We start from the raw sequence: 26,599 nt of genomic DNA on the forward strand, positions 1-26,599 counted from the left end.
TTGGAGTCGAATACGATGTTGCGGGATGCCGGCGCATAAGACGACGACAAAAGGGTAAAAGTTCATCGCGGGAACAGACCGAGGATGTCGTTGTAGAACGCCAGTCCCATCAGTCCGGCCAGCATGGCCAGGCCGATGTATTGGCCCGCCGCCATGGCACGCTCGCTAAGCGGGCTGCCCTTGACCAACTCGATAAGGTAATACAGCAGGTGCCCGCCGTCCAAGATGGGGATGGGCAACAGGTTGATGATGCACAGGCTGAGCGAGAGCACGGCCAGGAACCAGACGAACCAATCGAGGCCGCGCTGGGCGGTCTGGTTGGCTACCCGGGCAATGGTGACCGGGCCGGAAACGTTCTGCAGCGAGGCATTGCCGGTGACGATGCGGCGCATCATGCCGAGCGAATCGCCCGCCGCGCGCGCGGTTTCGCGCAGCGCCGCCGGGATGGCCGCCAGCGGGCCGTACTGCAGGGTGGTGTCATAGGCCGGGGCGCTGGCCTGCGGGAAGCCGATGCCGATCTGCCACGTGGGCTGGCCGCGGCCATCCTTGCCCTGGCGCGGGGTGACTTCCAGCGCCAGCCGCTCGCCGTTGCGCAGCACCTCGATCATGCCCGGGCCGCCGCGCTTGCCCAGCGCGAGGATGGCCGGGGAGACCTGGTCGGCCGCATCGATGCGCTGGCCATCCACGGCCACCACCAGGTCGCCGGGCAGCAGTACGCCCTGGGCGGCAGAATCGGGCACCACCTGTTCGACCAGTGCCGGCTGCAGGTGGAACTGCCAGGTGAGGCCGGCCAGCGAGGCCACCCAGCGCTCATCGAAGCCGGCCGGCAGCTGCGACAGCGGCAGGGTGCGGGTGCGCATCTGGTCCTGCGCATCCACCACCTCCACTTTCGCGTCGTGGCGGTCCATGGCGGCCGTGGTCAGGGCCATGGCGGCCTGGCCCGCGGTGACCACGCTGCGCTCATCCACGCTCAGCACGCGGTCGCCGGCCTGCAGGCCGGCCACCTGGGCCATGCCGGTGGTGCGGCCGATAGTGGCCGAATAATCCTGTTTGCCCAATACGAACATGGCCCACAGCAGGGCCACGCACAGCACCAGGTTGGCGATCGGGCCCGCGGCCACGATCGCGATGCGCTGCCAGACGCTCTTGTGGTTGAAGGCCAGGCCGCGTTCGGCCGGATGCACCTCGACCTCGCGCTCGTCGAGCATCTTCACGTAACCGCCCAGCGGAATGGCGGCAATGGCGAATTCGGTGCCGTTGCGGTTGCGCCGCATCCACAGCGGCTTGCCGAAGCCGACCGAGAAGCGCAGCACCTTCACCCCACAGCGGCGCGCGACCCAGTAGTGACCGAACTCATGGAAGGTCACCAGCAGGCCAAGGCTGACGATCATCCACCAGACGGAGCCGATGAATTCACCCATGGTGGACGTCGCGGGAAAGGAGCGGGAAGGGCATTCAGGCGTGGTCGATGGCGGCTTGGGTGATCTGGCGGGCGTGCTGGTCGGCAGCCAGCAGGCCCTCCAGTGTATCGGCGGACGCTGAAGGCAGTGTTGAAAGAGCGTTAGCCACCAGGGCTGGAATGGCTAGGAAAGCGATCCGCCCCTGAAGAAACGCTGAAACAGCCACTTCATTGGCCGCATTGAGCACCGCCGGGGCGGTGCCGCCGGCGGCCATCGCCTGCCAGGCCAGGCCCAGGCAGGGGAAGGCGTCGGTGTCGGGGGCCTCGAAATCCAGCCGGCCGTGGGTCAGCAGGTCCAGCCCGCCAACCCCGGATTCGATCCGGTGCGGCCAGCCCAGGCCCACGGCCAGGGTGGTGCGCATGTCCGGCAGGCCCATCTGGGCCAGGGTGGAGCCGTCGACGAATTCGACCAGCGAATGCACCAGGCTCTGCGGGTGCACCAGCACTTCAATGCGCTCGCCGGGGATGTTGAACAGGTGGTGGGCCTCGATGACCTCCAGCCCCTTGTTCATCAACGTCGCCGAATCCACCGAGATCTTCGGCCCCATCGACCACTTCGGGTGGGCAACGGCCTGGGCCGGGGTGACCTCGGCCAGCTCGGCCCGGGTGCGTCCGCGGAACGGGCCGCCGGAAGCGGTGAGCAGGATCCGGCGCACGCCGGCCTGGTCCAGGCTGGCATCGCGCGAGCGCAGGCACTGGAAGATCGCGCTGTGCTCGCTGTCGATCGGGATGATTTCGGCGCCTGCGGCGGTGGCGCGCTGCATCAGCAGCTCACCGGCCAGGACCAGCGATTCCTTGTTGGCCAGCAGGATCCGCTTGCCGGCCTCGGCGGCGGCCAGGGTCGAGGACAGCCCGGCCGCGCCCACGATGGCGGCCACCAGGGTGTCGCAGGCATCGCTGGCGGCCAGCTGGTCCAGCGCGGCGGCGCCGGCATGCGGCTGGGTGTCCAGGCCGGCGGCGCGCAGGCCTTCGCGCAGCTCCGCATACAGTGCGTCGCTGGCGATCACCGCATGCGCGGGCCGGTGGATCACGCACAGCGCGACCAGCGCCTGCACCTGGGTGCCGGCGGCCAGCACGCTGGCGCGGTAGCGGTCCGGGTGGCGCGCGATCACGTCCAGCGCGGATGCGCCGATCGACCCGGTGGCACCGAACACGGCGACCCGGCGGGGGGCGGTAGTGCTCTGCATGCTCAGAATCCGAAGATTTCCTTGCCCAGCGCGAACACCGGCAGCGCGGCCAGCACGCCGTCGATGCGGTCCAGCACGCCGCCGTGGCCCGGAATGATGTGGCCGGAGTCCTTGGCGCCGGCATGGCGCTTGAGCAGGCTTTCGTACAGGTCGCCCAGTACCGAGGCGAACACGGCGACCACCGTGGTGATGACCAGGCCGACCACGTGGCCAGGCGCGATGCCGGCGATCCAGCCGAACACCAGGGCCACCAGCAGGCCGGCCAGCATGCCGCCGCCCAGCCCTTCCCAGGTCTTGTTGGGGCTGATGCGCGGGGCCAGCTTGGTGCGGCCCAGGGTGCGGCCGGCGAAGTAGGCGCCCGAATCGGCCGCCCAGACCACGGCCAGCGCGGTCAGCAGCCACAGGTGGCCCTTGTCACCGCTGGCGTGGATGAGCACCAGCGAGGCCCAGGCCGGCACGATGGCCAGGCTGCCCGCCAGCAGCTTGAGCGCGCGGGCGCGGCTGCCCGGCTCGGCGCCGAAGGTGAAGAAACGCAGCCACAGCAGGGCCAGCAGCCACCAGCCGATGCCGACCAGCGCGGCGATCTGGTACAGCACCAGCGTGCCGGCATCGGCCCACACGATGAGCACCATCAGCAGCAGGTTGAGCACCAGCAGCACGGTGCGGGCGAGGGTGTCTTCGACGTCGGCCAGCTTCAGCCATTCCCACAGGCCGATCAGGAACACGGCGGCGGCAGCGGCGGCCAGCCATTGGGTGGGCAGCAGCAGGATCGCGGCGATGGCGACCGGCGCCATGATCAGCGCGGCGATGACTCGGGTTTTGGTCATGGGGTGGACGTCTCGGTGGCCAGGGCGGCGATCTGGGCGCTGGTCAGCCCGAAGCGGCGTTCACGGGAAGCGTAGGCGTCGAGCGCCTGCTGCAGGATGGCGGCGTCGAACTCGGGCCACAGCACCTCGGTGAACCACAGTTCGGTATAGGCCAGCTGCCACAGCAGGAAATTGCTGACGCGGGTATCGCCGCCGGTGCGGATGAACAGATCCGGTGGCGGCAGGTCGGCCAGGGCGACGCGGCTGCCCAGCAGCGCTTCGTCGATCTGTTCGGGCAGCAGGCGCCCGGCCGCGACGTCGGCGGCCAGTTCGCGTGCGGCGCGGGCGATATCCTGGCGGCCGCCGTAGCTGGCGGCGATGCTCAGGGTCATGGCGGTGTTGCCGGCGGTGCGTTGCTCGGCCAGCTGCATGCGGCTGACCAGCCCGGCACCGAAGCGCTCGCGTTCGCCGATGAAGCGCACGCGCACGCCGCGGCGGTGGAGTTCATCCACCTCGCGGTCCAGGGCATTGAGGAACAGCTTCATCAGCGCGTCGACTTCATCGCTCGGCCGGCCCCAGTTTTCACTGGAGAAAGCGAACAGGGTGAGCGCGGCGATGCCACGCTCCAGGCAGAAATCGATGGTGCGGTTGACCGCGCGCGCACCGGCCCGGTGGCCGATCACGCGCGGACGACGACGCTTCTGCGCCCAGCGTCCGTTGCCATCCATGATGATGGCAACGTGGCGGGGCACGGCGGCGGTGGAGCTGCTGGTCGGGGCCTGGGTCATCGGGCTCAGACCTGCATCAGTTCCTTTTCCTTGTCGGCCACGACACTATCGACGTCCTTGATGGATTTGTCGGTCAGCTTCTGGATGTCGTCTTCGCCGCGCTTCTTGTCGTCTTCGCTGATCGCCTTGTCCTTGAGCAGGGCAGCGATGGCCTTGTTGGCATCCTGGCGGATGTTGCGGACGGCGATCTTGGCGCCTTCGCCTTCCTTCTGCACCTGCTTGCCCAGTTCGCGGCGGCGCTCTTCGGTCGGCGGCGGCAGGTTGAGGCGGATCACGGTGCCGGACACGTTCGGGGTCAGGCCCAGGTCGGAGGCGTAGATCGCCTTCTCGACGTCCTTGATCATGCCCTTGTCGAACACGGTGATGACCAGCGAGATGCCTTCGGACACCGAGATCGAGGCGACCTGGTTCAGCGGGGTGTCGCTGCCGTAGGCCTTGACGGTGATGCGGTCCAGCAGCGACGGCGAGGCACGGCCCGTACGGATGGAGGTGAGGGAGTGCTTCAGAGCATCAATGCTCTTTGCCATGCGCGTCTGCGCGTCCTGCTTGATATCGTTGAGCATCGCCCGAATCCTGGATGTCACTGGGAATCGGGCGATTATATCCCCTCTCAGGCGTTGTCGCGGCCCCGGACCAGGGTGCCGATGTTCTCGCCGTGCAGGATCTTCAGCAGTTCGCCCGGCTGGCCCATGTCGAACACGCGCAGCGGCAGGTCGCTGTCGCGGGCCAGGGCGAAGGCGGCGGTGTCCATCACTTCCAGGCCGCGACGGATCACTTCGTCGTAGCTCAGGGAGTCGAAACGGACCGCATCGCTGTACTTGTTGGGGTCCTTGTCATACACGCCGTCGACCTTGGTGGCCTTGAGCAGCAGGTCCGCGCCGATCTCGATGGCGCGCAGCGCGGCACCCGAATCGGTGGTGAAGAACGGGCTGCCGACGCCGGCGGCGAAGATCACCAGGCGGCCTTTTTCAAGGTGGCGGATGGCGCGGCGGCGGATGTAGTCCTCGCACACGTCGTTGATCTTGATCGCGCTCATCACGCGGGCCTTGGCGCCGAGCTTCTCCAGCGCGTCCTGCATGGCCAGCGCATTGATCACGGTGGCCAGCATGCCCATCTGGTCGCCGGTGACGCGGTCCATGCCGCCTGCGGCCAGGCCGGCGCCGCGGAAGATGTTGCCACCGCCGATGACCAGCGCCACTTCGGCACCGGCCTGCTGGGCTTCGATCACTTCCCGCGCCAGGCGGTTGATGACCTTGGGGTCGATGCCGTAGTCCTCATCCCCCATCAGTGCCTCCCCGGAAACTTTCAGCAGGATGCGGCGATAGGAAAGATTGGACATGGTGGCCTCTGGATGCGTGGAAAACGCGGGAATTCTACTGGAAGCGGCGGCACTCGGCGTGGAAAATCTGCTGCACTGCGGCGCAGCCCTGCCACAGCGGTGGATCGCCGCTTCCTGACTCCATTCAGGCCGTGGCGGTCCCCGGTGAACGCGCAATCACGCGGTTGCGCCCCAGGTTCTTGGAACGGTACAACACGTCGTCGGCGGCCTTCAGCAGGTCCTGAACATCGGCGAAACGCTCATAGCCGCCCTGGGTGGCCACGCCGGCGGAGAAGGTGACGAACAGCGGGCCGTCGGCCACCTCGGCCATGGGGGTGTTGACGATGCTGGCCAGCACCCGTCGCACCACGTCCAGCGCCACCCCCTCGGTGGTGTTGGGCAGCAGGGCGATGAATTCTTCGCCGCCGAAGCGGGCCACGGTATCGCTGTTGCGCAGGTGTTCCTGCAGCTTGGTGGCGAACTCGCGCAGCACCTGGTCACCGAGCAGGTGGCCGTGGGCGTCGTTGATCTTCTTGAAATCGTCCAGGTCGATGAAGGCCACCGACAGGGGCCAGCCGTGCCGGGTGGCGCGCAGGAACTCCTGCTCCAGCACGGCCTCGAGCTGGCGGCGGTTGAGCACGCCGGTGAGGGCGTCGCGGTGGGCCTGTTCGGCCAGCTTGTTGGCGCGTGCTTCGAATTCGTCGGCCCGCTGGCGGGCCAGGGCGGCATCCTGCATTTCGCGCAGGTTGCGCAGGGTCGCCAGTTCCTGGGCATGGTCGATCAGCTGCTGCACGCGCGAAGGCGAAATCAGCGTGGTCTCGAACAGCGCGCTGATCTCGGGCAGGGCCTCGCCGATCCGGGCCAGCACCTGGTCGAACTGGGCGCTGTCCAGCTTCAGGGTCTCGTTGACCCGCTGCAGAGCGTGTTCGCGGGCGGCATCGGCATCGGCGCTGAGCCAGATGTCGGCGACGGCGCCGGACAGGGCGACGCAGGCCTGGAAATTGTCCTCGGCGGCGGCCGGCGACTCGCTGCGGGCGATGGCGTCCACCAGGTAGCGCGGCAGGTCCCACTGTTCGGCCATCCACGCGCCCACCTCGGCATGGGTGCAGTCCAGGTGCTCGCGTTCGAGGGCGATGAGCGCCTCGTTGTCGCAGGCCTGGCGCAGCAGCGGCAGGTAGCGCTCGGGCTCGCTCTGGGCCAGCACGAGCACGCCGATGTCCTGCAGCAGGCCGGCCAGCATCAGTTCTTCGGCCTTGCGCAGGCCGCGGGCCTGGCCGAGCAGGCTGGCCGCCAGCGCGCTGAGGATGCTGCGCCGCCAGGCGCGTTCGCGCACGTCCTGGCCCTGGCCGGGGGCGGTCAGGTCCTGGGTGACGGTGAAGCCCAGGGCGAGGCTGACGGTGGCATTGAGCCCCAGCATGGTCAGTGCCTGGCCCAGGTTCTCGATCCGGCGGCGGCTGGCATACAGCGGCGAATTGGCGATGCGCAGCATGCGCGCGCTCAGCGCCATGTCGATGGCGATGACGTCGGCGGCGGTGGTGATGTCGGTTTCCGGGTCCTGCGCCAGTTCGATGATGCGCAGGGCAATACCGGGCGGCGAGGGCAGGTTGCGGCAGAGCGCCAGGGCGGCTGTCAGCTCGGGAGGCATGGCGGGAATACTGAGGTGATGTGGCAAGAATACATGGAGTGCGTCACAGATTTGAGTATCGGTACTTGCGTTGTAGGAAATTATGCCGTCGACAGGTGGGGGCCGAGGTGCCTTTCGAAGCAAAACCAACGGGCAGATCGTGTGGGGCGGGGCAATGAGGTCTTTGGTACCACATTCGCCAGCGGATGGGGGAGTGGCACAAGTGGCGTCCGCGGCTGGGCGGCGGTGGGTGGCGCGGGTACCATGCGGCCTCCAATAAAAAAGGATGGACCCCATGGCCGTGAAGTCGCTTCAGGAATTCCTTGCCAGCACGCACGAAAAAGACGTCAGTGCGGACGCGTTCGAGCTTGAGAGCCTGCACATGCTGGAGGTGCGGGTGGATGGCATGGTCTGGGCCAAGGCCGGCTCGATGGTGGCGCGCAAGGGCGCGGTGAAGTTCACCCGGCAGGGGCTGCTGGAGCAGGGCCTGGGCACGCTGTTCAAGAAAATGATCAGTGGCGAGGGCCTGCAGCTGATGAAGATCGAGGGCCAGGGCCGGGCCTACCTGGCTGATGCGGGCAAGCAGGTGACGCTGCTGCGGCTGGCGGGCGAGTCGATCTTTGTCAACGGCAACGACGTGCTGGCGTTCGAGACGGGCATCGAGTCCAAGATCACGATGATGCGCAAGGTGGCGGGCATGCTCTCGGGCGGGCTGTTCAACATGCGCCTGAGCGGCCACGGGATCGTGGCGATCACCTCGCATTACGAGCCGCTGACGCTGCCGGTGACGGCGCAGGGTGGCCCGGTGTTCACCGACCCGAACGCGACGGTGGCCTGGTCGGGTTCGCTGACGCCCGAGATCGTCACCGACATTTCGCTGGGCACGCTGGTCGGGCGCGGTTCGGGCGAAACCCTGCAGCTGCGCTTCGCCGGCGAAGGCTGGGTGGTGGTGCAGCCGTATGAGGAAGTTACGTTCCAGGCGAAGGGCTGAGAGCAACAGCAACAGCAACAGCAACAGCAACAGCAACAGCAACAGCAACAGCCTCGGTCTCCGCGTGTGCCGCGCTGGGGCCGGCGGCGGTGGGTTTGCGGGACACGCCGTAAACCCATCCATGGGGGCTCGTTCGCGCCATCCATGGCGCTCTACGGTCCCGCAAACCCACCGCCGCCGACCCCTTGACAGTTGGTCGGTGGCCAATGGAGATCAACGGCGATCTTCGTTCTGGGTCATGCGTTACCGGGCCTATGAGTATCGTCGGCGGTCGTTTGGGAACCGACCCTACGACACCCGGGCGCTGCTGCGCGTAGAGCCCCGCCCTGCGTGGCTGCTCTTCGTGTCCGCCTGCGACCATCTGTCGGGGGAGGCCGGCGGGCAGCCCCCGTAGGGACTGTCAAAAACATGGATGTTTTTGCCAAGCCCCCAGGGATGGGTTTACGGCGTGTCCCGGAGCGGGGCTGCCCGTTGGCCTCCCCAGCTCGTAGCAACTGAAACGCTGCTCTTCGCAGCGCCTTCGAAACACAGCACAACACCCACAAAAAAGCCCGGCTTGCGCCGGGCTTTCAAGTTTCATCGCTTGAGGCGGTGAATCAGGCCAGGCCGGCCTGCTTCATCACTTCGGCGGCGTAGTCTTCCACCACCTTCTCGATGCCTTCGCCAACAGCCAGGCGCTTGAAGCCGATCACGTCTGCGCCGGCGGCCTTGAGCACCTGCTCGACGGACTGGTCGGTGTTCAGCACGTACGGCTGGCCGTACAGGGTGACTTCGTTGACGATCTTGGCGATCTTGCCGCTGATGATCTTCTCGAGGATGTCGGCCGGCTTGGACTTGTCCTTGTCGGACATCTTGGCCAGTTCGATTTCCTTTTCCTTGGCAACGAACTCGGCCGGCACGTCGGCAGCCTTGTTGTGCGGCGGGTTCATGGCAGCCACGTGCATGGCCAGGCCACGGGCCAGCTCGGCGGTGCCGCCGGCCAGTTCAACCAGCACGCCGATGCGGCCGCCGTGCACGTAGGCAGCGACGTTGTTCGACGATTCCAGGCGGACGATGCGACGCACGTCGACCTTTTCGCCGACCTTGGCGATGACCGCAGCGCGGGATTCTTCGACGGTTTCGCCCGACGGCAGCTTGGCGGCCTTCAGTGCGTCGATGTCGGCAGCGCCCGAGCTCAGCGCAACGTCAGCAACGGCCTTGGAGAAGTCCAGGAAGTTGCTGTCCTTGGCGACGAAGTCGGTTTCGGAGTTGATTTCGACCAGCACGGCCTTGTTGCCGTCCTGTGCGGTCACGATGATGCCTTCGGCAGCAACGCGGTCAGCCTTCTTGTCGGCCTTGGCCAGGCCGGACTTGCGCAGCCACTCCGCCGAAGCGTCGATGTCGCCGCCGTTTTCGGTGAGTGCTTTCTTGCACTCCATCATGCCGGCGCCAGTGCGCTCGCGCAGTTCCTTGACCAGGGAAGCAGTGATTTCCACGGGAATTCCTCACGAAAGAAAGGGGTTGGGCCGGCATCGTGGCCGGCCCATGTGACAGCATCCTGTCATCGCGCCAGTGGCAGCGGACAGGAGCGGTGGGCGCAGGCGCCCACCGCGGGCCTGGATCAGGCCTGGGCTTCGCCCTTGTCGGCAGCAGCCTTCTTGGCCGGAGCGCGGCGGGCCGGCTTGGCTTCTTCGGCAGCCGGGGCTTCGGCGAACTCTTCTTCACGGACGGTGGCAGCGTGCGGAGCAGCAGCCTTGCCTTCCAGCACGGCGTCGGCAGCGGCGCGGGCGTACAGCTGCACGGCACGGATGGCGTCGTCGTTGCCCGGGATCGCGTAATCGACCAGTTCCGGGTTGTAGTTGGTGTCGACGACAGCGATCACCGGGATGCCGAGCTTCTTGGCTTCCTTGATGGCGATGTCTTCGTGGCCGATGTCGATGACGAAGATCGCGTCCGGCAGGCGGTTCATGTCCTTGATGCCGCCCAGCGAAGCTTCCAGCTTGTCGCGCTCACGACGCAGGCCCAGCACTTCGTGCTTGACCAGCTTGTCGAAGGTGCCGTCGGTTTCGCCGGCTTCCAGTTCCTTCAGGCGGGCAACCGACTGCTTCACGGTACGGAAGTTGGTCAGGGTGCCGCCCAGCCAACGCTGGTTCATGAACGGCATGCCGCAACGCTCGGCTTCTTCGCGGATCGACTCGCGGGCGCTGCGCTTGGTGCCCAGGAACAGGATGGTGCCGCGCTTCTGCGCGATGCTGGAAATGAAGTTCATCGCGTCATTGAAGAGCGGAACGGTCTTTTCCAGGTTGATGATGTGGATCTTGCCGCGGGCGCCGAAGATGTACTGGCCCATCTTGGGGTTCCAGTAACGGGTCTGGTGGCCGAAATGGACGCCGGCTTCCAGCATCTGGCGCATGGTGACCTGGGGCATTGCACTACTCCTGATAGGGAACCGGCCGCCACGGGTAATAGAGGGCGGTCCGCCGCAAGGCGGGTGGTTCCGGGGTTTGGCTTCCCTGTCGCTTCCGTGTCCGAACTCCTCGCGGAGCACCCCGGCACGGATATGGGCGGCAGGTGTGGATTCACCGGTGACGTCCGGTGTTGACGGGTTTCCTGCGCACAAGGCGCGAAGAAATCCGGTCGATTATAGCCCGGGCAAAGGGGGCAGCGCAATTGGCGGCGCCCCGGCCGGGAGGTCGCCGGGTTCCGCGTCGCCGATCCGGGCCCGGAAACGGCCGCCGGCGTAGCCAGCGGCAGGGCCGGGCAGGGCCCAGAGGCGGGTGCTGCCGGCCAGGACGTAGCCGGCCAGGTCCGGAAGCAGCAGCGTGGCGCGGCCGTCGGGGCCGATGAAAGTGAGGTCCGCCAGCCGCGCGTGGCCGGTGCCGCCATTGTAAAGCACCAGCATGGCGTGGCCGGCGGCGTCGCGAAGGTCCTTGGACAGGGCCGGCGCCGGGCGCGGCTGCGGCCCGGCCACGAACACCGGCAGCGATACCTGCAGCGGCGGGCTCCCGGGGCCGGCCCGGAGCACCAGCCGGTGGCCCTGTTCAGCGCTGGGGGCGGCGCCGATCCGGACCACGCGTACCCGCTGCCGGGCGTTCGGTGCCAGCGCCAGGCGGGTCGGGCTCACCACCACGTCCTGTGCCGGGGTCAAGCGTTCGGCGTCGACGCTCTGTTCCCACCGATACAGCCGGGCCTGCCCCGACCACGGCTGCGCCGTTTCGTTGTGCAGCCACAGTTCGCTGTCGCGCTGCTCCGGGCGCAGCGCGATCCGCAGCGGCGATACCTCCAGCGCCTGCGCGGCGGTGGGTGCCAGAAGCGGCAGCAGCAGGCAGGCGCGGATCAGAACGTGAGCGTGAGCCATGGCCGGCGCGCGTCCTGGTCGTCTTCGTCCGCCGGGGTCAGCTGCTGCACCTGGGGCGGGGCCGGGGCCTCGTCGTCGCTGCGCCGGTGGGTGCTGCCACAGCGGTCACGCGCGACCTCTGCGTCCAGTGTGCATGCGTCCGCGATCCGCAGGCGGACCTGCAGGGGCGCACTGGCCGCCTGGGTGGCGGACAGCAGGGTGGTCAGCGCCACGCAGGTGGCGAGGCGGGCGCGGCGGCGTCGGTTCATCCGGGTCGGCAGCGAGGGGTCGTTGGGATATCGGCCCGGCGCTGGCGGTCTTGAGCGGCGCTGACTCAGTAGGTGATCGTCACCTTGATCTGGTCGCTGTAGCTGCCGGCGGCCACCGCGCCGACCGTGGGCGGTGCACGCCCGTACACGGTCAGGGTCTGGGCGCTGCCGGTTCCCGTGCCCGAGACCAGGTCCACGTTGGCGGTGCTGCCCCAGCGCTGGGTGCGGGTGCTTTCGCGGTACAGCGCATAGGGAATGAACCAGGCCGGGTTGGTGGTGTGCCGCATTCGCCGCACGGTGCCGTTGGCATACAGGCCGTTGTCCAGCGCGATCGTGTAAGCGGTGCGGTTGAGGCAGGTCAGGCCGATGGTGGAGGTGCGGTCGATGTTGGCGGTGATCGTGCCGGCACTGCTGCCGAAGTCCATGTCGGTGGTGACATAGGCGCTGCACTGCGGCAGCACGGTGGCGGTGACGGTGAAGGGGAAGCCGCCGGTGGCGGTTTTGTGCCCGCTGACGCCGCTGGCCGTGGTGCAGGCGGCCGGTGCGGTGGCCGTGCCCAGCAGCACCTCGTTGTAGGCATATTCCAGGCGCACGTCGGCACCGGTGAATGACGTGCTGTAACTGCCCGCGGCCAGCGTCTGGCTGGCCGGGATGCGGCCGTAGATGGTCACGGTGACCGCGCCGCTGCCGCCGGTGAGCAGCGGCACCGAGTAGTTCAGGTCCACCACCTGCGGGCCGGGGGTAGTGCCCGGGGTCAGCCCCCAGATGGTGCTGTACGCGGCGCTGGTGAACAGCTGGAAGCTGAGTGGATCGGCGGTGGTGTTGGTCATCCGCCGCAGCGGTGAAATCGCCACGCCGGTGGTGCCCATGCCGATGCCGATGCAGGCGCGCACCGACGCCGTTGCCAGCAGGCTCAAGGCGGTGGTGTTGCAGGTGATGGTGAACGTGGTGGTGGTGAAACTGGGCGCGGCGGCCGCGTTGCCGACGTTGCCGAAGGCCGCCGTGACCGGGGTGGTGGTGGTGCAGGTGGTGTCGGCCCGGGCCACGCCGGCGCCCAGCAGACCGGCCAGCACCAGCACCCCGCCCAGCAGCAGGCGCATGCTCATGGCCCGGCTCCGGCCACGCAGCGCAGCGGCCCCAGCCGCAGTGCGGCGCTGCCCGGCGCCGTGCTGACCGGCACGCGCACTTCGCAGCGCCCGTCATCGGTGTCCACCTGCAGCAGTGCCTGTGCCGGCAGGTCTTCCAGGTAGACCTCGCCGTCGTAGCCCACCGTGGCGCTGCGCTGGTCGGGCAGGCGCACCTGGCTGCCGGCTTTCAGGGGCTGATCCTGCGCGTCGTGCAGGACAAGGGTGATGGCGCGGGTGCGGCGCAGCCCGAAACTCACCCCCAGCCCGGCGCTCTGTTGCGGTGTCACCAGCGTGTCCACGCGGTCGGCGCGCATGTCCGCCGGCAGTTCCAGGGTGTCGATCGAAATCCGGTTGCGCTGCCAGGACAGCAGCGGCGTGACCAGCAGCATGCCGTTGTCGTCGGTCACGTCGATCACGCGGTTCTCCAGGCGGACCGGCACGCCGCCCACGCCGTTGGTGGAGACCACCGCAAACGCGTCCGGCACCTCGCGGGCGGCGAACAGGTGCCCGCCCATCCAGACCACGCTGCCGCTGGCATTGGCATAGGCGAAGTTGGCATCGCCCTGGCGTGCCGCGCCCAGCGAGTACCGGCCCACCCGGTTCAACCAGCCGGCCTCGACCAGCCCGCCGGTGCCGTCATCGCCCTGCCGGGCCTGCACCCGCCAGCCGTAACCGCCCTGGCTGCCGTCGCCGGGCACCGGCTGGGACACATCCACCGTGTACAGGTTGCGGTCGCCATTGCGCTGGGCGGCCAGGTTGCTCTGGCGGTTGTTGCCCAGGCTGGCCGACAGGGACAGGTACACGCTGCGGTCGGCGTTGTCCTCCAGGTTCTGGTTGAACGAGGCGTAGGCCGACCAGCGTTCGGAGAACGTGCGGTTCCAGAACACGCTGGCGTAGCGGCGGTCGTCGCCATCGGGGTAGGACAGGCGCAGGTAGCTGGCGCTGAGCGAGCCAAGCCGGCCCAGGCTGGCGCCGGCGGTCACCTGGTCGGTCACGTCCGGCGGCAGCGCCCCCTGCAGGCTGCCCAGGTCCTGGAAGTCGCCATGGGTGCGGCGGGTGGCGGCGTTGAGGTTGAACACCCGGTTGTTCCAGCTGTACCCCAGCGCCCACTGGCCGCCCTGCAGGCCGTCGCGGCGGCTGTGCGCGTAGGACGCGTTGACCACGCCGGCCTGGCCCAGCTGCCACCAGCCGCCGGCGCCGGCGCTGACCACGCCGCCCCCGCCTTCGGCATGCAGTTCGGCGGTGAAGCGGTTGCTGACCCCGCGCCGCCAGGTGGCGCTGCCCACGGTGGCGCTGTCGTAGGCGAACGAGCGGATGCCGTAATCGCGGCGCATCCGGCCCACGCCGGCCGACCAGTCCGAGAGGCCTTCAGCCAGCAGCTGCTGCGTGCCATAGAACGCGAAATCCAGGGTCTGCATGCGGCCGTAGGCATCGGTGATCACCACCTGCGCATTGCCGGTGCCGCTGATGCCCGGCTGCGCGGCGAGCTGGAACGGCCCCACCGGTACCTCGCCGTTGTACTGGCGCAGGCCGTCGACATACAGCTCGACGTTGGACGGCACCACGGCCTCGCCCAGGAAGCTGGGGGTGGGGGTGAGCACGCGGTAGGGCTGCAGGCCGTAGTTGCGGCCGACCTGGATGCCGCCCATCCGCACCGGGCGGCTCCAGTCGACGAAGCCGCTGAAGAAGTCACCGACGGTCAGGGTCAGCGCGTTGTCGGGAAAATCCAGCTGCCACGCACTGTCCAGGCGCACGCTTTCGCCGCGCCAGTCGCTGCGCCCATCCTGGTAGGTGCGCAGCAGCTGGCTGCTGCGCAGCACGCCGCGGCCCATGCCGAACACCCGCCATTCGGTGGTGAGCGCCAGGTTGCCGGCGTCCTGGTTGTGGCTGGCATACACGTCGTAGTTGAGCAGGGCACCTGGCGAGGCGCTGGCCGTCGGGGTGCTCTGCGTGGCGGCCCCCACTTCGGTAACCGGCAGGTTGAGCTGTTCCAGCGGGATTTCCAGCGCCAGGGTCTGCAGGGAGGCGTCGTAGCGCATCACCAGGCCGCTGAGCTGGTCCAGGGCGACGGGCGCGCCGTCGGGCGCGGCAAAGCCGAGCTGGCGCAGCACGGGCGGGTCGGCGCGCAGCTGGCCTGCCAGCTCGGTGAACGGCAGCAGGCCGCGCGGACTGCCGTTGAGGGTGACGTCCAGGTACAGCGTCTGCGGTGCGGTCAGGGGCGTGGGCGCCGGCAGCATCACATCATCGGCGGCACCCAGTTCGGCGCTGGCGGCAGGCAGTTCGGCCGCCCATGCCGATGCGGCCGGCATTCCAGACGAGACCGCGCCGGCAGCCAGGGCGACGCGCACGCAGGCCTCAGCGAGCCGGTGGCGTCGGGGACAGGGGCGTGGCTTGCGCGCCGCCATTGATCTTCGCCGATAGCGTGGCCCCGGCCAGGCGCGTCGCGGGAATGTCGAGCGGCCAGCGCATGGTCTGGCCGCTGAGCACGTAGCCGATCAGGCCGGGCTGGAAGACCTGCGGGCGGTCCAGCGGGCCCACTGCCAGGTCGGCCAGCTGCGCATAGCCATCACCCCGGTTGTGCACCTCCAGCATCACCTTGCCATCGGGCTGGGTAAGCACGCTGCTCTGCAGCTCGGGTTTGCCTGCGGCGCTGCCGGCGGGCTGGATGAACACCGGCAGCGAGTAGCGCAGCACGAACTGCATGCCCTGGCGGTTGGGGTCCAGCGTGGGCACCTCGTCGACGATGACCCGGTACGACAGCTGTGCGTCGGGCGGTTCCGGCTGGGCGCGCACGACACGGATCAGCTGCTGCTGCCCGGCCGCGAGCGACTGCATGGGGGGGCTGACCACCAGGTCGGTGGTGGGGTCGAGCTGGTCGCGGCCGTCGCGCTGGCTCCAGCGGAACACGCGCGCCTGCACGCTCACCGGCGCCGACCCGCTGTTGCTCACCCACAGCGCTTCGGCGTTCTGGCGCGCGCTGAGCTGCAGCGAGGTCGGTGCCACCTGCAGGCTTGCAGCGCGTGCCTGTCCAACCCCCAGAAGCGCCACCAATGCACAGGCGCAGAAGACCGCCGTGGAGCGCGGTGCGCGCCCCCGTTCAAGTGCTGACATGGCGGCCTCAGTAGGAGATGGTGGCGGTGACCGTGTCCTGGTAAGTACCGGTGGCGGCGTTGTTCACGCTGGGATTGGCCACCTGGCCATAGATCGGGTACGCCTGGGCCAGGCCGTTACCGGTGCCGGCCACCGTGTTGGTGCCGGTGGTAGCGCCCCAGACCGTTGCCCGGCCAGCGTCGGAATACAGCTGGTAACCGACGAAGTTGTTGGTGGTCACCGCCGCATCGGTATTGCGCATGCGCCGGGTGGTGACGTCATTGGCGGTCCCGGCGTTGGAGCCGGCATTCAGCGCAATGGTGTAGGGCGTCAGCGCCGAGCATTGCGCGGTGACCGAGCCCTGGGCGTTGGACGGGGTGGTTGCCGTGGACAGGGCAGTGCCGAAGTCGACATCGGTCGCGGCGGCGGCCGTGATCGTGCAGGCCTTGGTGATGATGATGCGCACGTTGAAGGTGGTGGTGTCGGCCGCCATGGCGGGCGAGGCCAGGGCCACCAGGCCAAGGCTGAACAGCAGGGGACGCGGGGCGCGAAGGAATCGCATGGTCTTCTCCTTGGACGGGGGTCCTGGATGAACGAATCGATGCCGGCGTACTGCAGGGGGAGGGCGTCAGGGGCGACGCTGCCCCCGTTATAAAAGCGGGGTTGTAGGGGAGATGTGAGGAAAACTGGCCGGTTTTCACAGTTTTTCCGTTTCCAGGCCCTCAAGGCCCTGCCACTGTGGGGCTTCGACCCGAACGTGGGCTGTCAGCGTTCCAGCCCTTCCCGTTCAGAATGGCCCCGGATCGGCGATAATGGGCGCCATGAGCGTGAATCTGAAAACCCCTGAGGAAATCGAACTGATGCGCGTCGCCGGCCGCCTGGCCAGCGAAGTGCTCGACATCGTCACCCCGTACGTCAAGCCGGGCGTGACGACCGAAGAGCTGGACCGCATCTGCCACGACCACATCATCAACGTGCAGAAGGCCACGCCGGCCAACGTCGGCTACCGTGGCTTCCCGAAGACGGTCTGCACGTCGGTCAACAACGTCATCTGCCACGGCATCCCGAGCGAAGCCAAGGTCCTGAAGGACGGCGACATCGTCAACATCGATGTCACCGTGATCAAGGACGGCTGGCACGGCGATACCAGCCGCATGTACTACGCCGGCACGCCGTCGACGATGGCCAAGCGCCTTGTGGACACCACCTACGCGGCGATGTGGGCCGGTATCCGCGCGGTGAAGCCGGGCGCGACGCTGGGCGACATCGGCCACGCGATCCAGTCGCTGGCCGAAGGCGAGCGCTTCAGCGTGGTCCGCGAGTACTGCGGGCACGGCATCGGCAAGGTCTACCACGACGAACCGCAGGTGGTGCACTACGGGCGTCCGGGCCAGGGGCTGGTGCTGCAGCCGGGCATGACCTTCACCATCGAACCGATGATCAACGAGGGCACCCGCTACAACAAGGTGCTTCCGGATGGCTGGACCGTGGTCACCAAGGACCGCAAGCTGTCGGCGCAGTGGGAGCACATGATCGCGGTCACCGAGACCGGCGTGGACGTGCTGACCCTCTCGCCCGGCGAATCGCAGGTCTGAGCATGTTGCCGGCGAGCCCGACCCTGGACGCGCCGGCCGACGCCGTCGCCGACCCCGAGTGGGCGGCAGAGGCTCGCCAGACCCTGCAGCAGGCCGACGCGCGCCTGTACCGGCGCTTCGACCAGAATGACAACATCGAGCGGCTGCTGGCGCTGCGCGCCCGCGCCGCCGACCACCTGATCCGGCTGGCCTGGCAGCGCTGCGTGCCGGCCGATGCCGGGCTGGCCCTGTTTGCCGTGGGCGGCTACGGGCGCGGTGAACTGTTCCCGCGCTCGGACATCGATCTGCTGGTGTTCGGCGCGCCTGAGGCGCAGCGCCGGCATGAAGCGGCGTTGGCCCGGCTGTTTGCCTTGCTGTGGGACTGCGGCCTGCCGGTCAGCCACGCGGTGCGCTCGGCGCAGGAATGCGTGCAGGCCAGCGCCGACCAGACCGTGCTCACCGCCTTGATCGAATCGCGCCCGCTGGTAGCGGACGACGCGGCACGACAGGCGCTGAAGCAGGCCGTCAACCGCGAGGGCCTGTGGCCGCCGCGCGAATTCTTCCTGGCCAAGCGCGAGGAACTGCTGGCCCGCCACCAGCGCTTTGGCGACACCGCCGACAACCTGGAACCGGACATCAAGGATGGACCGGGCGGGTTGCGCGATCTCAATACGCTGGGCTGGATGGCACTGCGTGCCTTTGGCGTGCGCGAACTGGAAGCGCTGGTCGGGCTGGGACACCTGGGCCCCGATGAAGCCGCTGCATTGCGCCGTGAGCGCTGCGCGCTGGCGCAGCTGCGGTTCGGCCTGCATCTGGTGGCCAACCGCCCGGAAGAGCGCCTGCGCTTCGATTACCAGAAGACCCTGGCGGCGCGGCTCGGCTTTGCCGATGACGTGGAGAGCCTGGCGGTCGAGAAGATGATGCAGGGCTTCTACCGCAGCGCCACCGTGGTGCGGCGGATCAGCGACCGCCTGCTGCAGCGCTTCGAGGAACAGTTCGATGGCGAGGCCGTGCCCGAACCGGTCAGCGTGGGCTTCTCGCTGCGTCGCGGCTACCTTGCCGCCAACGACCCCCAGTGGCCGCAGGGCGATATCGAACAGGTATTCGCGCTGTTTTCCAGCTGGGCCTACAACCCCGATGTGCGCGGCCTGCATTCGCTCACCGCGCGGGCACTGGCCGAAGCGCTGGCCGAGCTGCCGGCGTACACCGAGGCCAGCGCTGCCGCGCGCGAACAGTTCATGACCCTGCTGCGCAGCCCGCGCGCGGTGGATACGCTGGCGCGCATGGCCCGGCTGGGCGTACTGGGGCAGTGGATTCCTGCTTTCGCGCAGGTCTCCGGGCGCATGCAATTCGACCTGTTCCATGTGTACACCGTCGACCAGCACACGCTGATGGTGCTGCGGAACATCGGGCTGTTCGCCAGCAGCCGCGCCGACGAGCGCTTCTCCATTGCCCATGAAGTCTGGCCGCGCCTGCGCAAGCCGGAATTGTTGCTGCTGGCCGGGTTGTTCCACGACATCGCCAAGGGCCGCGGCGGTGATCATTCCGAGCTCGGCGCGGTCGATGCGCGGGCGTTCTGCCAGGCGCACGCGCTGAGCAGTTCCGATACCGAGCTGGTGGCCTGGCTGGTGGAGCAGCACCTGCGCATGTCGGTGACCGCGCAGAAGCAGGACATCTCCGACCCGGACGTGATCCACCGCTTCGCCACGCTGGTGGCCAGCCGCGACCGTCTCGATTACCTCTACCTGCTGACCTGCGCCGACATCGCCGGCACCAGCCCGAAGCTGTGGAATGCGTGGAAGGATCGCCTGCTGGCCGACCTGTACTTCGCCGCGCGCCGCGCGCTGCGCGATGGCCTGGAAAACCAGATGCCGGCCGCCGAGCGCGTGCAGGAGGCGCGCGAGAGCGTGCGCGCGCTGGTGCGCGAGCGCGGCTACGACGACGCCACCATCGACCGCCAGTTCACCGTGATGCCGGATGAGAGCTTCATCCGCCTGCGTCCGGAACAACTGGCCTGGCAGGCGGCCGCGCTGGTGCCGGTCAAGCAGGGCCAGACCCTGGTGAAGGTGCGCCGGATCACCGCCGACGATGATGCGCTGGAAGTGTTCGTGCATTCGCCCGACCGCGATGGCCTGTTCGCCGCAATCGTGATGACCCTGGACCGCAAGGGCTACGGCATCCACCGGGCGCGCGTGCTGGATGGCCCGGTCGACACCATTTTCGATACCTTTGAAGTGACCCCGGCCGACAGCTTCGCCGATGGCGATGCGCCGCGCCTGGAAACGGCGCTGCGCGAGGCGCTGGCCGGCGATCTGTCGCGCCTGCGTCCCTCGCGCCGGGTGGTGCCGCGCCAGCTGCGGCATTTCCGCTTCGCCCCGCGCATCGAATTCCGCGATGCCAACGACAACGATACCGGCGGCACCCGCTTCAGCCTGGTCGCGCCCGACCGCCCCGGGCTGCTGGCCGATGTCGCCTTCGTGCTGCGCAACCAGGGCCTGCGCGTGCACGACGCGCGCATTGCCACCTTCGGCGAACGCGCCGAGGACATGTTCGTGATCAGCGATGAGCACGACCGCCCCCTGACCGAAACCGCCCGGCAGCAACTGCATGACGCCATGCTGCGCTGCCTGGACCCTGATCGAAACGCCGGAGACCCCCACTGATGGCCACCAAGCCCGCCAAGAAGACTGCCGCCAAGACCGCGGCGGCCAAGAAGACCGTTGCCGCTGCGCCGGCCGTGAAGAAGACCGCCGCGAAGAAAGCCGCGCCGGCCGTGAAGAAGGCGCCGGTCAAGAAGACCGCGGCCAGCAGCGCGGCCGAAACGGCGGCCAAGCGCGCCGAAAACATCGCGCGCAAGTCGCTGCGCAAGCCGGCTACCCCGGGCGTGGAAGAACTCAAGTTCGGCATTGAAAGCGCCTTCGAGCGCCGCGCCACGCTGACCCTGCATGAAATCGAAGGCTCGACCAAGCCGCTGGTCGGCCGCGTCATCGATGGGCTGGAAACCGGTGAATTCCGCGTGGCCGAGCCCGATGGCCACGGTGGCTGGAAGGTCAACGAGTGGCTGAAGAAGGCGGTGCTGCTGTACTTCCGCGTCAACGACATGGCGGTGGTGGATGCGCGCCCGGCGCCGTTCTGGGACAAGGTGGAATCGCGCTTCGCCGGCTTCGATGAAGCGAAGTTCCGCCGTGCCGGCGTACGCGTGGTGCCCGGTGCGATCGCGCGCCGCGGCAGCTACTTCGGCAAGGACGTGGTGCTGATGCCCAGCTTCACCAACATCGGCGCCTATGTCGGCGAAGGCACCATGGTGGATACCTGGGCCACGGTGGGCTCGTGCGCGCAGATCGGCAAGCACTGCCACCTGTCCGGCGGCGCCGGCATCGGTGGCGTGCTGGAGCCGCTGCAGGCCAGCCCGACCATCATTGAAGACCATTGCTTCATCGGTGCACGTTCGGAAGTGGTGGAAGGCTTCGTGGTCGGCCACCACAGCGTGATCGGCATGGGTGTGTTCCTCGGCCAGAGCACCCGCGTGTACAACCGCGCCACCGGCGAGATCAGCTACGGCTCGGTGCCGCCGTACAGCGTGGTGGTGTCCGGCCAGCTGCCGTCCAAGGACGGTTCGCACTCGCTGTACTGCGCGGTGATCGTCAAGCAGGTGGATGCCAAGACCCGCAGCAAGACCAGCGTCAACGAGCTGCTGCGCGGCCTGGCCGACTGAGCCGATGACGTAAACGGGGCATCGCTCGATGCCCCGTGACGCATCCGCCTCGCGCGCTGCGTCTGCTTCCTGCCTATGCTGCCGCTTTCTGGCAGAGGGCTCGTCTTGGAAAACGTAATCAACGCGGTGCCGGTGATCCGGCACGCGGCGCATGGGCTGCTGCCGATGCCGCTCGTCGTTGCGTCAGCCGGCAGTGCATCTGGCGTTAGCCCCATCCCCAGCGACATCTTCAATGCGTCGGGATACATCGGCATGCCGCATGTGCCGGTAGGGGAGCACTCCACGCGCCTCACGGAAGCCGACTACATCGTCTCGGCGCTGTACCAGAAGATCGTCAAGTACGGCGATCTGTCCACGGCAAACGCGGATCTGGAAAAGCTCGGCCAGGTCATGGCCGGCAGCATCGTGCATGGTGATGCGGAGCACGAGCAGCGCGCCTCGAACATCTACCTGGGGAAGGCGCTCAACATCCTGTGCAAACTGGTGGACCAGCGTGGTGCGCTGGTCCTGGACGAACGCCGGCTTTCGGCGGCAGCCCAAGCCTGCACCAGGGTGGTCGCCTCGCGGAAACAGTTCACGATGGAAAACGCCAGTGTGATCATGTTCCACCTCGGCGAGCTGATGAATCACGCAGCGCTGCAGCAGGGTTGCTGCCAGACGATCATCAACCATCTGGTGCCGATCTTCGAGGCGTTGCTGCGTCAGCACCCCGTACACGCGATCAATGGCGCAACGCTTGCGTTCGGGCTGGTCAGTGCACTGCGTGCGTCCGAATACCAGCTGTCCCGCCGCAGCACCGGCGCATTGCCGCGGCCGGCGGCCGACACCCTGCTGCAGGTGATGCCTGAGCTGCTGGCGGTACAGCCGGACCTGCTGGTGGCGTGGGAAAGCCGCACCCTGGCCCTGCTGGCCAAGTACGGCGTGCAATACCTGCGCCAGCTGGGCGCGCTGGGCCAGAAGCGCGGGCGGCTGTTGCATGCCGAGACGCTGCAGCTCAACGCGGCGCGTGCCCTGAAGCCGGTCATCGAAGAGGCGCGGCGCCTCTCACGTGGTATCTGGGATCAGCGCGACACCACCTATCGCGGCTTCACCCCGGTCAAGCACCCGCGCGACAACATGGCCTACAGCGCCTACTACTACGGCCAGTGGCTGAACCAGAAGCCGCAGTGGATGAAGGACCGCTTCGCACTGCAGGAAGCCGAACGTGGCCCACTGGCGGACAACCCGCACGATGGCCGGAACTTCGCTGCCGTGGTGCGCCGCGGACTCCAGCCTTCGCGCGAGGTGCCCAGCGTCCCGGATTTTCCCGCGCTCACACCCGCCCCGTCGCCGCGTCCGCTGGCGGCGGACATCGCCCCCCTTGAGCCGCCTGCCGAGCTCGGGCGCTTCAGCCAGGCGGCGGGTGAACTGCTCCGGCTGGGCGAGCATGGCGATCGCTTCGACCGCGAGGAGGCCATATCCGCTACCAACGCCCTGATCATTTCGATCGAGGCGGGCCGTACCAGGTTGAACGACCCGCAGCGGGTGCAGATGCTGCTGGACATGGACAGTGTGTGCATGCGGCTGTACGCCGCCGATCCATTCGACGCACCGCAGTATGCGTGGCAGCTGTCGAGCATGCGCGGCTTCCTGTCGTCGCAACTGGCCCTGGTCGTCGGCGCCGATGGCAGGCCCATCATGGGAACGGAGGTGCCTTTCGATTCAGGATTGTCGTCATGGCAGCGCTCATTGCTGCGCGTGCTCAATGGCCATGACGCCGATGGGTGAGCAGCAGGCGTGGGCTCCCGACGCGACGCTATACTCGCCTTGACGCAACCCCGTTGAACCCCCGCACGAGTATCTGCCGGCAATGACCACCACCCTTTACGGCCTCAAGAACTGCGACAGCTGCAAGAAGGCCACCAAGTGGCTCGACCGTTTCCAGGTGGCCTACACCTTCGTCGACTACCGCGAGCACAAGCCCAGCCCGGAAACCCTGGTTGACTGGGCGGCGCAGGCCGGTGGCTTCCCCGCGCTGGTGAACCGTTCCTCGACCACCTGGCGGCAGCTGCCCGAGAACCGCAAGGCCGCCGCCTCCGATGCCGAATGGAAGCTGCTGCTGCGCGAGTACCCGCAGCTGATCAAGCGCCCGGTGGTGGTCACGGCGGATGGCGTGATGACCCAGGGCTTCTCGGACAACGGCTTCAAGCAGCGGTTCGGAGTGGGCGCGTGAACGACGTCGTTGCACTGACCTGCGACCTGATCGCACGCCCCTCGGTGACCCCCGAAGACGCCGGCTGCCAGGCGCTGCTGGCCGGGCGCCTGCAGCGCGCCGGGTTTGCCTGCGAACACCTGCGCCTGGGCGAGGTCGACAACCTGTGGGCCACGCACGGGCAGGGCGCCCCGGTGCTGGTGCTGCTGGGCCATACCGACGTGGTGCCGAGTGGGCCGGTCGACGCGTGGACCAGCGATCCGTTCGATCCGCAGATCCGCGATGGCGTGCTGTACGGACGCGGCGCGGCGGACATGAAGGGCAGCGTGGCGGCCTTCGTGGTGGCGGCCGAACAGTTCGTGGCCGCCCATCCGGACCACCCCGGCACGCTGGCGGTGCTGCTGACCAGCGATGAAGAAGGCGATGCCATCGACGGCGTGCGCCGGGTCGCGGACCTGTTCCGCGAGCGCGGCCAGGCGATCGACTGGTGCATCACCGGCGAGCCGTCGTCCACCGCCGTGCTCGGCGACCTGCTGCGGGTCGGTCGGCGCGGCAGCCTGTCGGGCACGCTTACCGTGCAGGGCGTGCAGGGCCACGTGGCGTACCCGCACAAGGCACGCAACCCGATCCACCTGGCCGCTGCAGCGCTGGCCGAACTTACCGCGCGGCACTGGGACGATGGCTTCGAAAGCTTCCCGCCGACCAGCCTGCAGGTGTCCAACATCCATGCGGGTACCGGTGCCAACAACGTGATTCCGGGCGAACTGCAGGTGCTGTTCAACCTGCGCTACAACCCGCACTGGAACGCGCCGAAACTGGAGCAGGAGATCAGCGCGCTGCTGGACCGCCACGGGCTGGAGTACCGGCTGAAGTGGCACCGCAGCGGCGAGCCGTTCTACACCCCGGAGGGCACGCTGCGCCGGGTGGCACGCGAGGTGCTGGGCGAATTCGCCGGCGCCGCGCCGGAAGAGAGCACCGGCGGCGGCACCTCGGACGCGCGCTTCATCGCACCGCTGGGCGCACAGTGCATCGAAGTAGGGCCGGTCAACGCCAGCATCCACCAGGTGGATGAGAATGTGTCGGTCGCCGACCTCGAAGCATTGCCGGCGCTGTACCAGCGCCTGGTCGAGCGGTTGTTGGCCTGACGCACCGCGAGAACCGACCAACGGTCGGTTCCTACCCGTGCATGTGAACCGACCAACGGTCGGTTCCTACCTGTGCATGTGAACCGACCCACCGTCGGTTCCCGCCCGCGGGCCGATTCGCACCGCGCCCGGTAGGGGCCGACCGTTGGTCGGTCCTTTGCTTCAGGCCACGATCAACCCGAACGCAGCCAGTGCCGCTGCCGCCTGCCGCTGCGAAATCACGGCCTTCTTGAAGTGCTTGGCATCCATCACGTTCAAGCCGCTGATGTCGGTGCCCCGCAGGTCCGCGCCCTCGAACCGGGTCAGCCGGGTGTGTGCGTTGCGCAGGCTGCCACCTTCGAATACGGCATCGCGGAAGTCGCAGCCGGACAGCTCGGCATCGGAAAAATCCATCCCCTGCAGCGTGGCCTTGCGGAACGACACCCCGCGCAGGTCCGCGCTGACCAGCAGGCAATCGCGGAACTCCAGCGCCCAGCCGGTCACCTCCTGCAGGTGCGCGCCGGTCAACTTGCAGTCCTCGAAGCGTACCGATGACAGCGTGGCGCGGCGCCAGTGGCTGTTGTTCAGATCGCAGTGCGAGAACACCGCATCGCTGAGCAGCGCGGAGCTGAAATCGCATTGGCCGCCCCGGCATTTGTCCCATCGGCTTTCCTCCAGCGAGGCCCCCAGCCATGACGTACCGGCTACCGAGCAACGGATGAACTGGAAGCCGTCCATGTCCAGCCGCGAGAAATCGGCATTGTCGAAGCTGCAGTCCTCGAACACGGCTGCACGCGGATGCGCGGCGACGATGGCCTGCATGCGGGCACGGGAGAGGATTTCATTGCGGAACGTGGCGGTACTCATGGCGTCCATTCTGGGCGAAGCACGTGCCGCCGGCAGACTTGAAGGTGCGCGGCGAGTGTGTGCAGCCTCGTTCAATCAAAGGTCCAGAACGCCGGTTGGATGCCCTTGCGCCAATACGATTCACCGGCAAGGAAGAACTTCTGCGCCTCGGCCTTGGCAAACCATCCTGCGGCCGCGTCCTCATCGCGCGGCACCCCGGGCGGCGCGCGGCCCAGGATCAGGCCGGTGAAGTACTGGCCGAACACGTTGCCCTGCAGGGCCGCCTTGCGGTACCACTGCAGCGCCGCTGCAGGATCGCGCTCGACGCCCAGGCCCATGCCCCGCTCGTAGAGCGCGCCCAGGTCCACCTGGGCCTCCGCATCGCCGCGCGCAGCGCGCCGCTGGATGTCGACCACCAGCGGGTGCAGTGCACCGGCCTGTGGTGCGATCGCGGCGGGCAGGCCTGAACTGCTCGTCGAGTAACGCTGGTACACCGTGGCGCGCAGGTCCCAGCGCAGTGCTGCGGCCGCGTGGCCACGTTCGCGTTCGAATTTGGCAAGCGACAGCATCGCGTCGGGACTGCCGTGGTTGGCCGCGGCGAGGTACCAGCGTTCGGCCTTGCGCGGCGACGCGCGCAGCACCGGGGGCGGCGTGTCTTCAGGGCGCCGGCCGGTGTACATCGCGCCGCTGGCCCAGATCCGCCCCAGCGCTTTTTCTGCAATGGTGTTGCGGAAACTCCAGGGCGTGGCGGCCGCAGCGCGCTCATACCAGTCCAGCGCCCGGCGGTCGTTCCAGCGTTCATAGAGCTCGGCCAGCTCCAGCATGCCCTCGAGGTCGCCGCGCTCGGCGGCGGTGAGCCACTTCACTTCGGCATCGCTGGTGGGGCGGTTGGGGGCGGTGGTGCAGGCGGCCAGGGCCAGCAGCGCCAGCGCGGAAAGCGACAGGCGGAAACGAAGGGGATTCATCCGTGAGTTCCAGGAGGCAGGCGTGGATTATCCGGGAGCGGGCACGTCGGGGGCTGAATCGGTTGCGCCCGCAACAGTTGCGCCACGGCCAAAACGGCGGTACGGTCGATCCATGTCCACGCTCCTGGCCACCGCCGTCAACACCAACAACCGCAATAATCTGCGCGCGAATAATCGTGCGCGGCCAACGCGGGACTGCGACCAGGGCT

Annotated in this window: 24 protein-coding genes; 7 read left to right on the plus strand and 17 right to left on the minus strand. The window is 68.1% G+C overall.

Translation table 11 applies throughout. The features are described 5' to 3' along the window. Positions 1 to 62 precede the first annotated feature (62 nt). From rseP to NMB40_RS04780, 7 genes are all read right to left on the minus strand, one after another. Complete coding sequence (rseP, locus tag NMB40_RS04750; protein ID WP_494360312.1) at positions 63 to 1,421, minus strand: RIP metalloprotease RseP; 1,359 nt, start codon at positions 1,419 to 1,421, stop codon at positions 63 to 65. A gap of 34 nt (positions 1,422 to 1,455) precedes the next feature. Continuing rightward, positions 1,456 to 2,646, minus strand: a complete 1,191-nt coding sequence (locus NMB40_RS04755; RefSeq protein WP_494360313.1) for a 1-deoxy-D-xylulose-5-phosphate reductoisomerase — start codon at positions 2,644 to 2,646, stop codon at positions 1,456 to 1,458. Between the two features lie 2 nt (positions 2,647 to 2,648). After that, positions 2,649 to 3,473 (minus strand): phosphatidate cytidylyltransferase, encoded by an 825-nt coding sequence (locus NMB40_RS04760; RefSeq protein ID WP_282247930.1) that lies wholly within the window; start codon positions 3,471 to 3,473, stop codon positions 2,649 to 2,651. Then, positions 3,470 to 4,240: a polyprenyl diphosphate synthase gene (gene uppS, locus NMB40_RS04765; RefSeq protein WP_494360314.1), complete on the minus strand. Its 771-nt coding sequence runs from the start codon at positions 4,238 to 4,240 to the stop codon at positions 3,470 to 3,472. Before uppS ends, NMB40_RS04760 begins: the two co-directional genes overlap by 4 nt. Before the next feature lie 5 nt (positions 4,241 to 4,245). Continuing rightward, the gene (frr, locus tag NMB40_RS04770) at positions 4,246 to 4,803 is read right to left on the minus strand and encodes a ribosome recycling factor (protein WP_282247928.1); all 558 of its coding nucleotides are present in this window, start codon (positions 4,801 to 4,803) and stop codon (positions 4,246 to 4,248) included. A gap of 47 nt (positions 4,804 to 4,850) precedes the next feature. Continuing rightward, positions 4,851 to 5,579 carry a UMP kinase gene (gene pyrH, locus NMB40_RS04775; protein ID WP_448142345.1) on the minus strand — a complete coding sequence of 243 codons (729 nt, stop codon included), beginning with the start codon at positions 5,577 to 5,579 and terminating at the stop codon, positions 4,851 to 4,853. Between the two features lie 124 nt (positions 5,580 to 5,703). After that, positions 5,704 to 7,203: an HDOD domain-containing protein gene (locus NMB40_RS04780; RefSeq protein WP_494360315.1), complete on the minus strand. Its 1,500-nt coding sequence runs from the start codon at positions 7,201 to 7,203 to the stop codon at positions 5,704 to 5,706. 274 nt (positions 7,204 to 7,477) lie between these two features. Between NMB40_RS04780 and NMB40_RS04785 the strand changes: the two genes are divergently transcribed. Continuing rightward, on the plus strand, positions 7,478 to 8,173 hold the full coding sequence (locus NMB40_RS04785) for an AIM24 family protein (RefSeq protein WP_448142347.1): 696 nt from the start codon (positions 7,478 to 7,480) through the stop codon (positions 8,171 to 8,173). Positions 8,174 to 8,769: 596 nt separating this feature from the next. On the opposite strand, the gene tsf is transcribed toward NMB40_RS04785, so the two are convergent. The 8 genes from tsf to NMB40_RS04825 form a co-directional block, all read right to left on the minus strand. Further along, positions 8,770 to 9,648 (minus strand): translation elongation factor Ts, encoded by an 879-nt coding sequence (gene tsf / locus NMB40_RS04790; RefSeq protein WP_282248460.1) that lies wholly within the window; start codon positions 9,646 to 9,648, stop codon positions 8,770 to 8,772. Positions 9,649 to 9,773: 125 nt separating this feature from the next. Continuing rightward, positions 9,774 to 10,580: a 30S ribosomal protein S2 gene (gene rpsB, locus NMB40_RS04795; protein ID WP_214901093.1), complete on the minus strand. Its 807-nt coding sequence runs from the start codon at positions 10,578 to 10,580 to the stop codon at positions 9,774 to 9,776. A gap of 213 nt (positions 10,581 to 10,793) precedes the next feature. Beyond that, a complete protein-coding gene (locus NMB40_RS04800; RefSeq protein ID WP_494360316.1) occupies positions 10,794 to 11,510 on the minus strand; it encodes a fimbrial biogenesis chaperone in 717 nt (238 codons plus the stop codon). Beyond that, positions 11,489 to 11,758, minus strand: a complete 270-nt coding sequence (locus NMB40_RS04805; protein ID WP_494360317.1) for a hypothetical protein — start codon at positions 11,756 to 11,758, stop codon at positions 11,489 to 11,491. The genes NMB40_RS04800 and NMB40_RS04805 overlap by 22 nt, the downstream gene beginning before the upstream one ends. Before the next feature lie 65 nt (positions 11,759 to 11,823). Then, entirely contained in the window at positions 11,824 to 12,858 is a 1,035-nt protein-coding gene (locus NMB40_RS04810; protein ID WP_494361038.1) for a Csu type fimbrial protein, read from the minus strand. Positions 12,859 to 12,860: 2 nt separating this feature from the next. After that, on the minus strand, positions 12,861 to 15,194 hold the full coding sequence (locus tag NMB40_RS04815) for a fimbria/pilus outer membrane usher protein (RefSeq protein WP_494361039.1): 2,334 nt from the start codon (positions 15,192 to 15,194) through the stop codon (positions 12,861 to 12,863). A 46-nt stretch (positions 15,195 to 15,240) separates the two neighbouring features. Then, entirely contained in the window at positions 15,241 to 15,996 is a 756-nt protein-coding gene (locus NMB40_RS04820) for a fimbrial biogenesis chaperone (protein WP_494360318.1), read from the minus strand. A 7-nt stretch (positions 15,997 to 16,003) separates the two neighbouring features. Beyond that, positions 16,004 to 16,537 (minus strand): Csu type fimbrial protein, encoded by a 534-nt coding sequence (locus NMB40_RS04825; RefSeq protein ID WP_282247138.1) that lies wholly within the window; start codon positions 16,535 to 16,537, stop codon positions 16,004 to 16,006. A gap of 259 nt (positions 16,538 to 16,796) precedes the next feature. Between NMB40_RS04825 and map the strand changes: the two genes are divergently transcribed. The 6 genes from map to dapE all read left to right on the plus strand — a co-directional run bounded on the left by map (position 16,797) and on the right by dapE (position 24,600). Beyond that, the gene (gene map / locus NMB40_RS04830) at positions 16,797 to 17,570 is read left to right on the plus strand and encodes a type I methionyl aminopeptidase (protein ID WP_218778486.1); all 774 of its coding nucleotides are present in this window, start codon (positions 16,797 to 16,799) and stop codon (positions 17,568 to 17,570) included. Positions 17,571 to 17,572: 2 nt separating this feature from the next. After that, on the plus strand, positions 17,573 to 20,212 hold the full coding sequence (locus NMB40_RS04835) for a [protein-PII] uridylyltransferase (protein WP_494360319.1): 2,640 nt from the start codon (positions 17,573 to 17,575) through the stop codon (positions 20,210 to 20,212). Beyond that, positions 20,212 to 21,264: a 2,3,4,5-tetrahydropyridine-2,6-dicarboxylate N-succinyltransferase gene (gene dapD / locus NMB40_RS04840; protein WP_068850514.1), complete on the plus strand. Its 1,053-nt coding sequence runs from the start codon at positions 20,212 to 20,214 to the stop codon at positions 21,262 to 21,264. The genes NMB40_RS04835 and dapD overlap by 1 nt, the downstream gene beginning before the upstream one ends. Before the next feature lie 75 nt (positions 21,265 to 21,339). Beyond that, positions 21,340 to 23,031 carry a hypothetical protein gene (locus NMB40_RS04845; RefSeq protein ID WP_494360320.1) on the plus strand — a complete coding sequence of 564 codons (1,692 nt, stop codon included), beginning with the start codon at positions 21,340 to 21,342 and terminating at the stop codon, positions 23,029 to 23,031. A gap of 82 nt (positions 23,032 to 23,113) precedes the next feature. Next, positions 23,114 to 23,476, plus strand: coding sequence for an arsenate reductase (locus NMB40_RS04850; protein WP_494360321.1), 363 nt, complete (start codon positions 23,114 to 23,116; stop codon positions 23,474 to 23,476). After that, on the plus strand, positions 23,473 to 24,600 hold the full coding sequence (dapE, locus tag NMB40_RS04855) for a succinyl-diaminopimelate desuccinylase (protein ID WP_494360322.1): 1,128 nt from the start codon (positions 23,473 to 23,475) through the stop codon (positions 24,598 to 24,600). Before NMB40_RS04850 ends, dapE begins: the two co-directional genes overlap by 4 nt. Before the next feature lie 162 nt (positions 24,601 to 24,762). On the opposite strand, the gene NMB40_RS04860 is transcribed toward dapE, so the two are convergent. Both NMB40_RS04860 and NMB40_RS04865 read right to left on the minus strand, forming a co-directional pair. Then, positions 24,763 to 25,446, minus strand: a complete 684-nt coding sequence (locus tag NMB40_RS04860) for a pentapeptide repeat-containing protein (RefSeq protein WP_494360323.1) — start codon at positions 25,444 to 25,446, stop codon at positions 24,763 to 24,765. A 71-nt stretch (positions 25,447 to 25,517) separates the two neighbouring features. Then, entirely contained in the window at positions 25,518 to 26,390 is an 873-nt protein-coding gene (locus NMB40_RS04865; protein ID WP_494360324.1) for a tetratricopeptide repeat protein, read from the minus strand. Positions 26,391 to 26,599 lie beyond the last annotated feature (209 nt).

This window comes from Stenotrophomonas sp. FBCC-B152 (genome assembly GCF_059134105.1).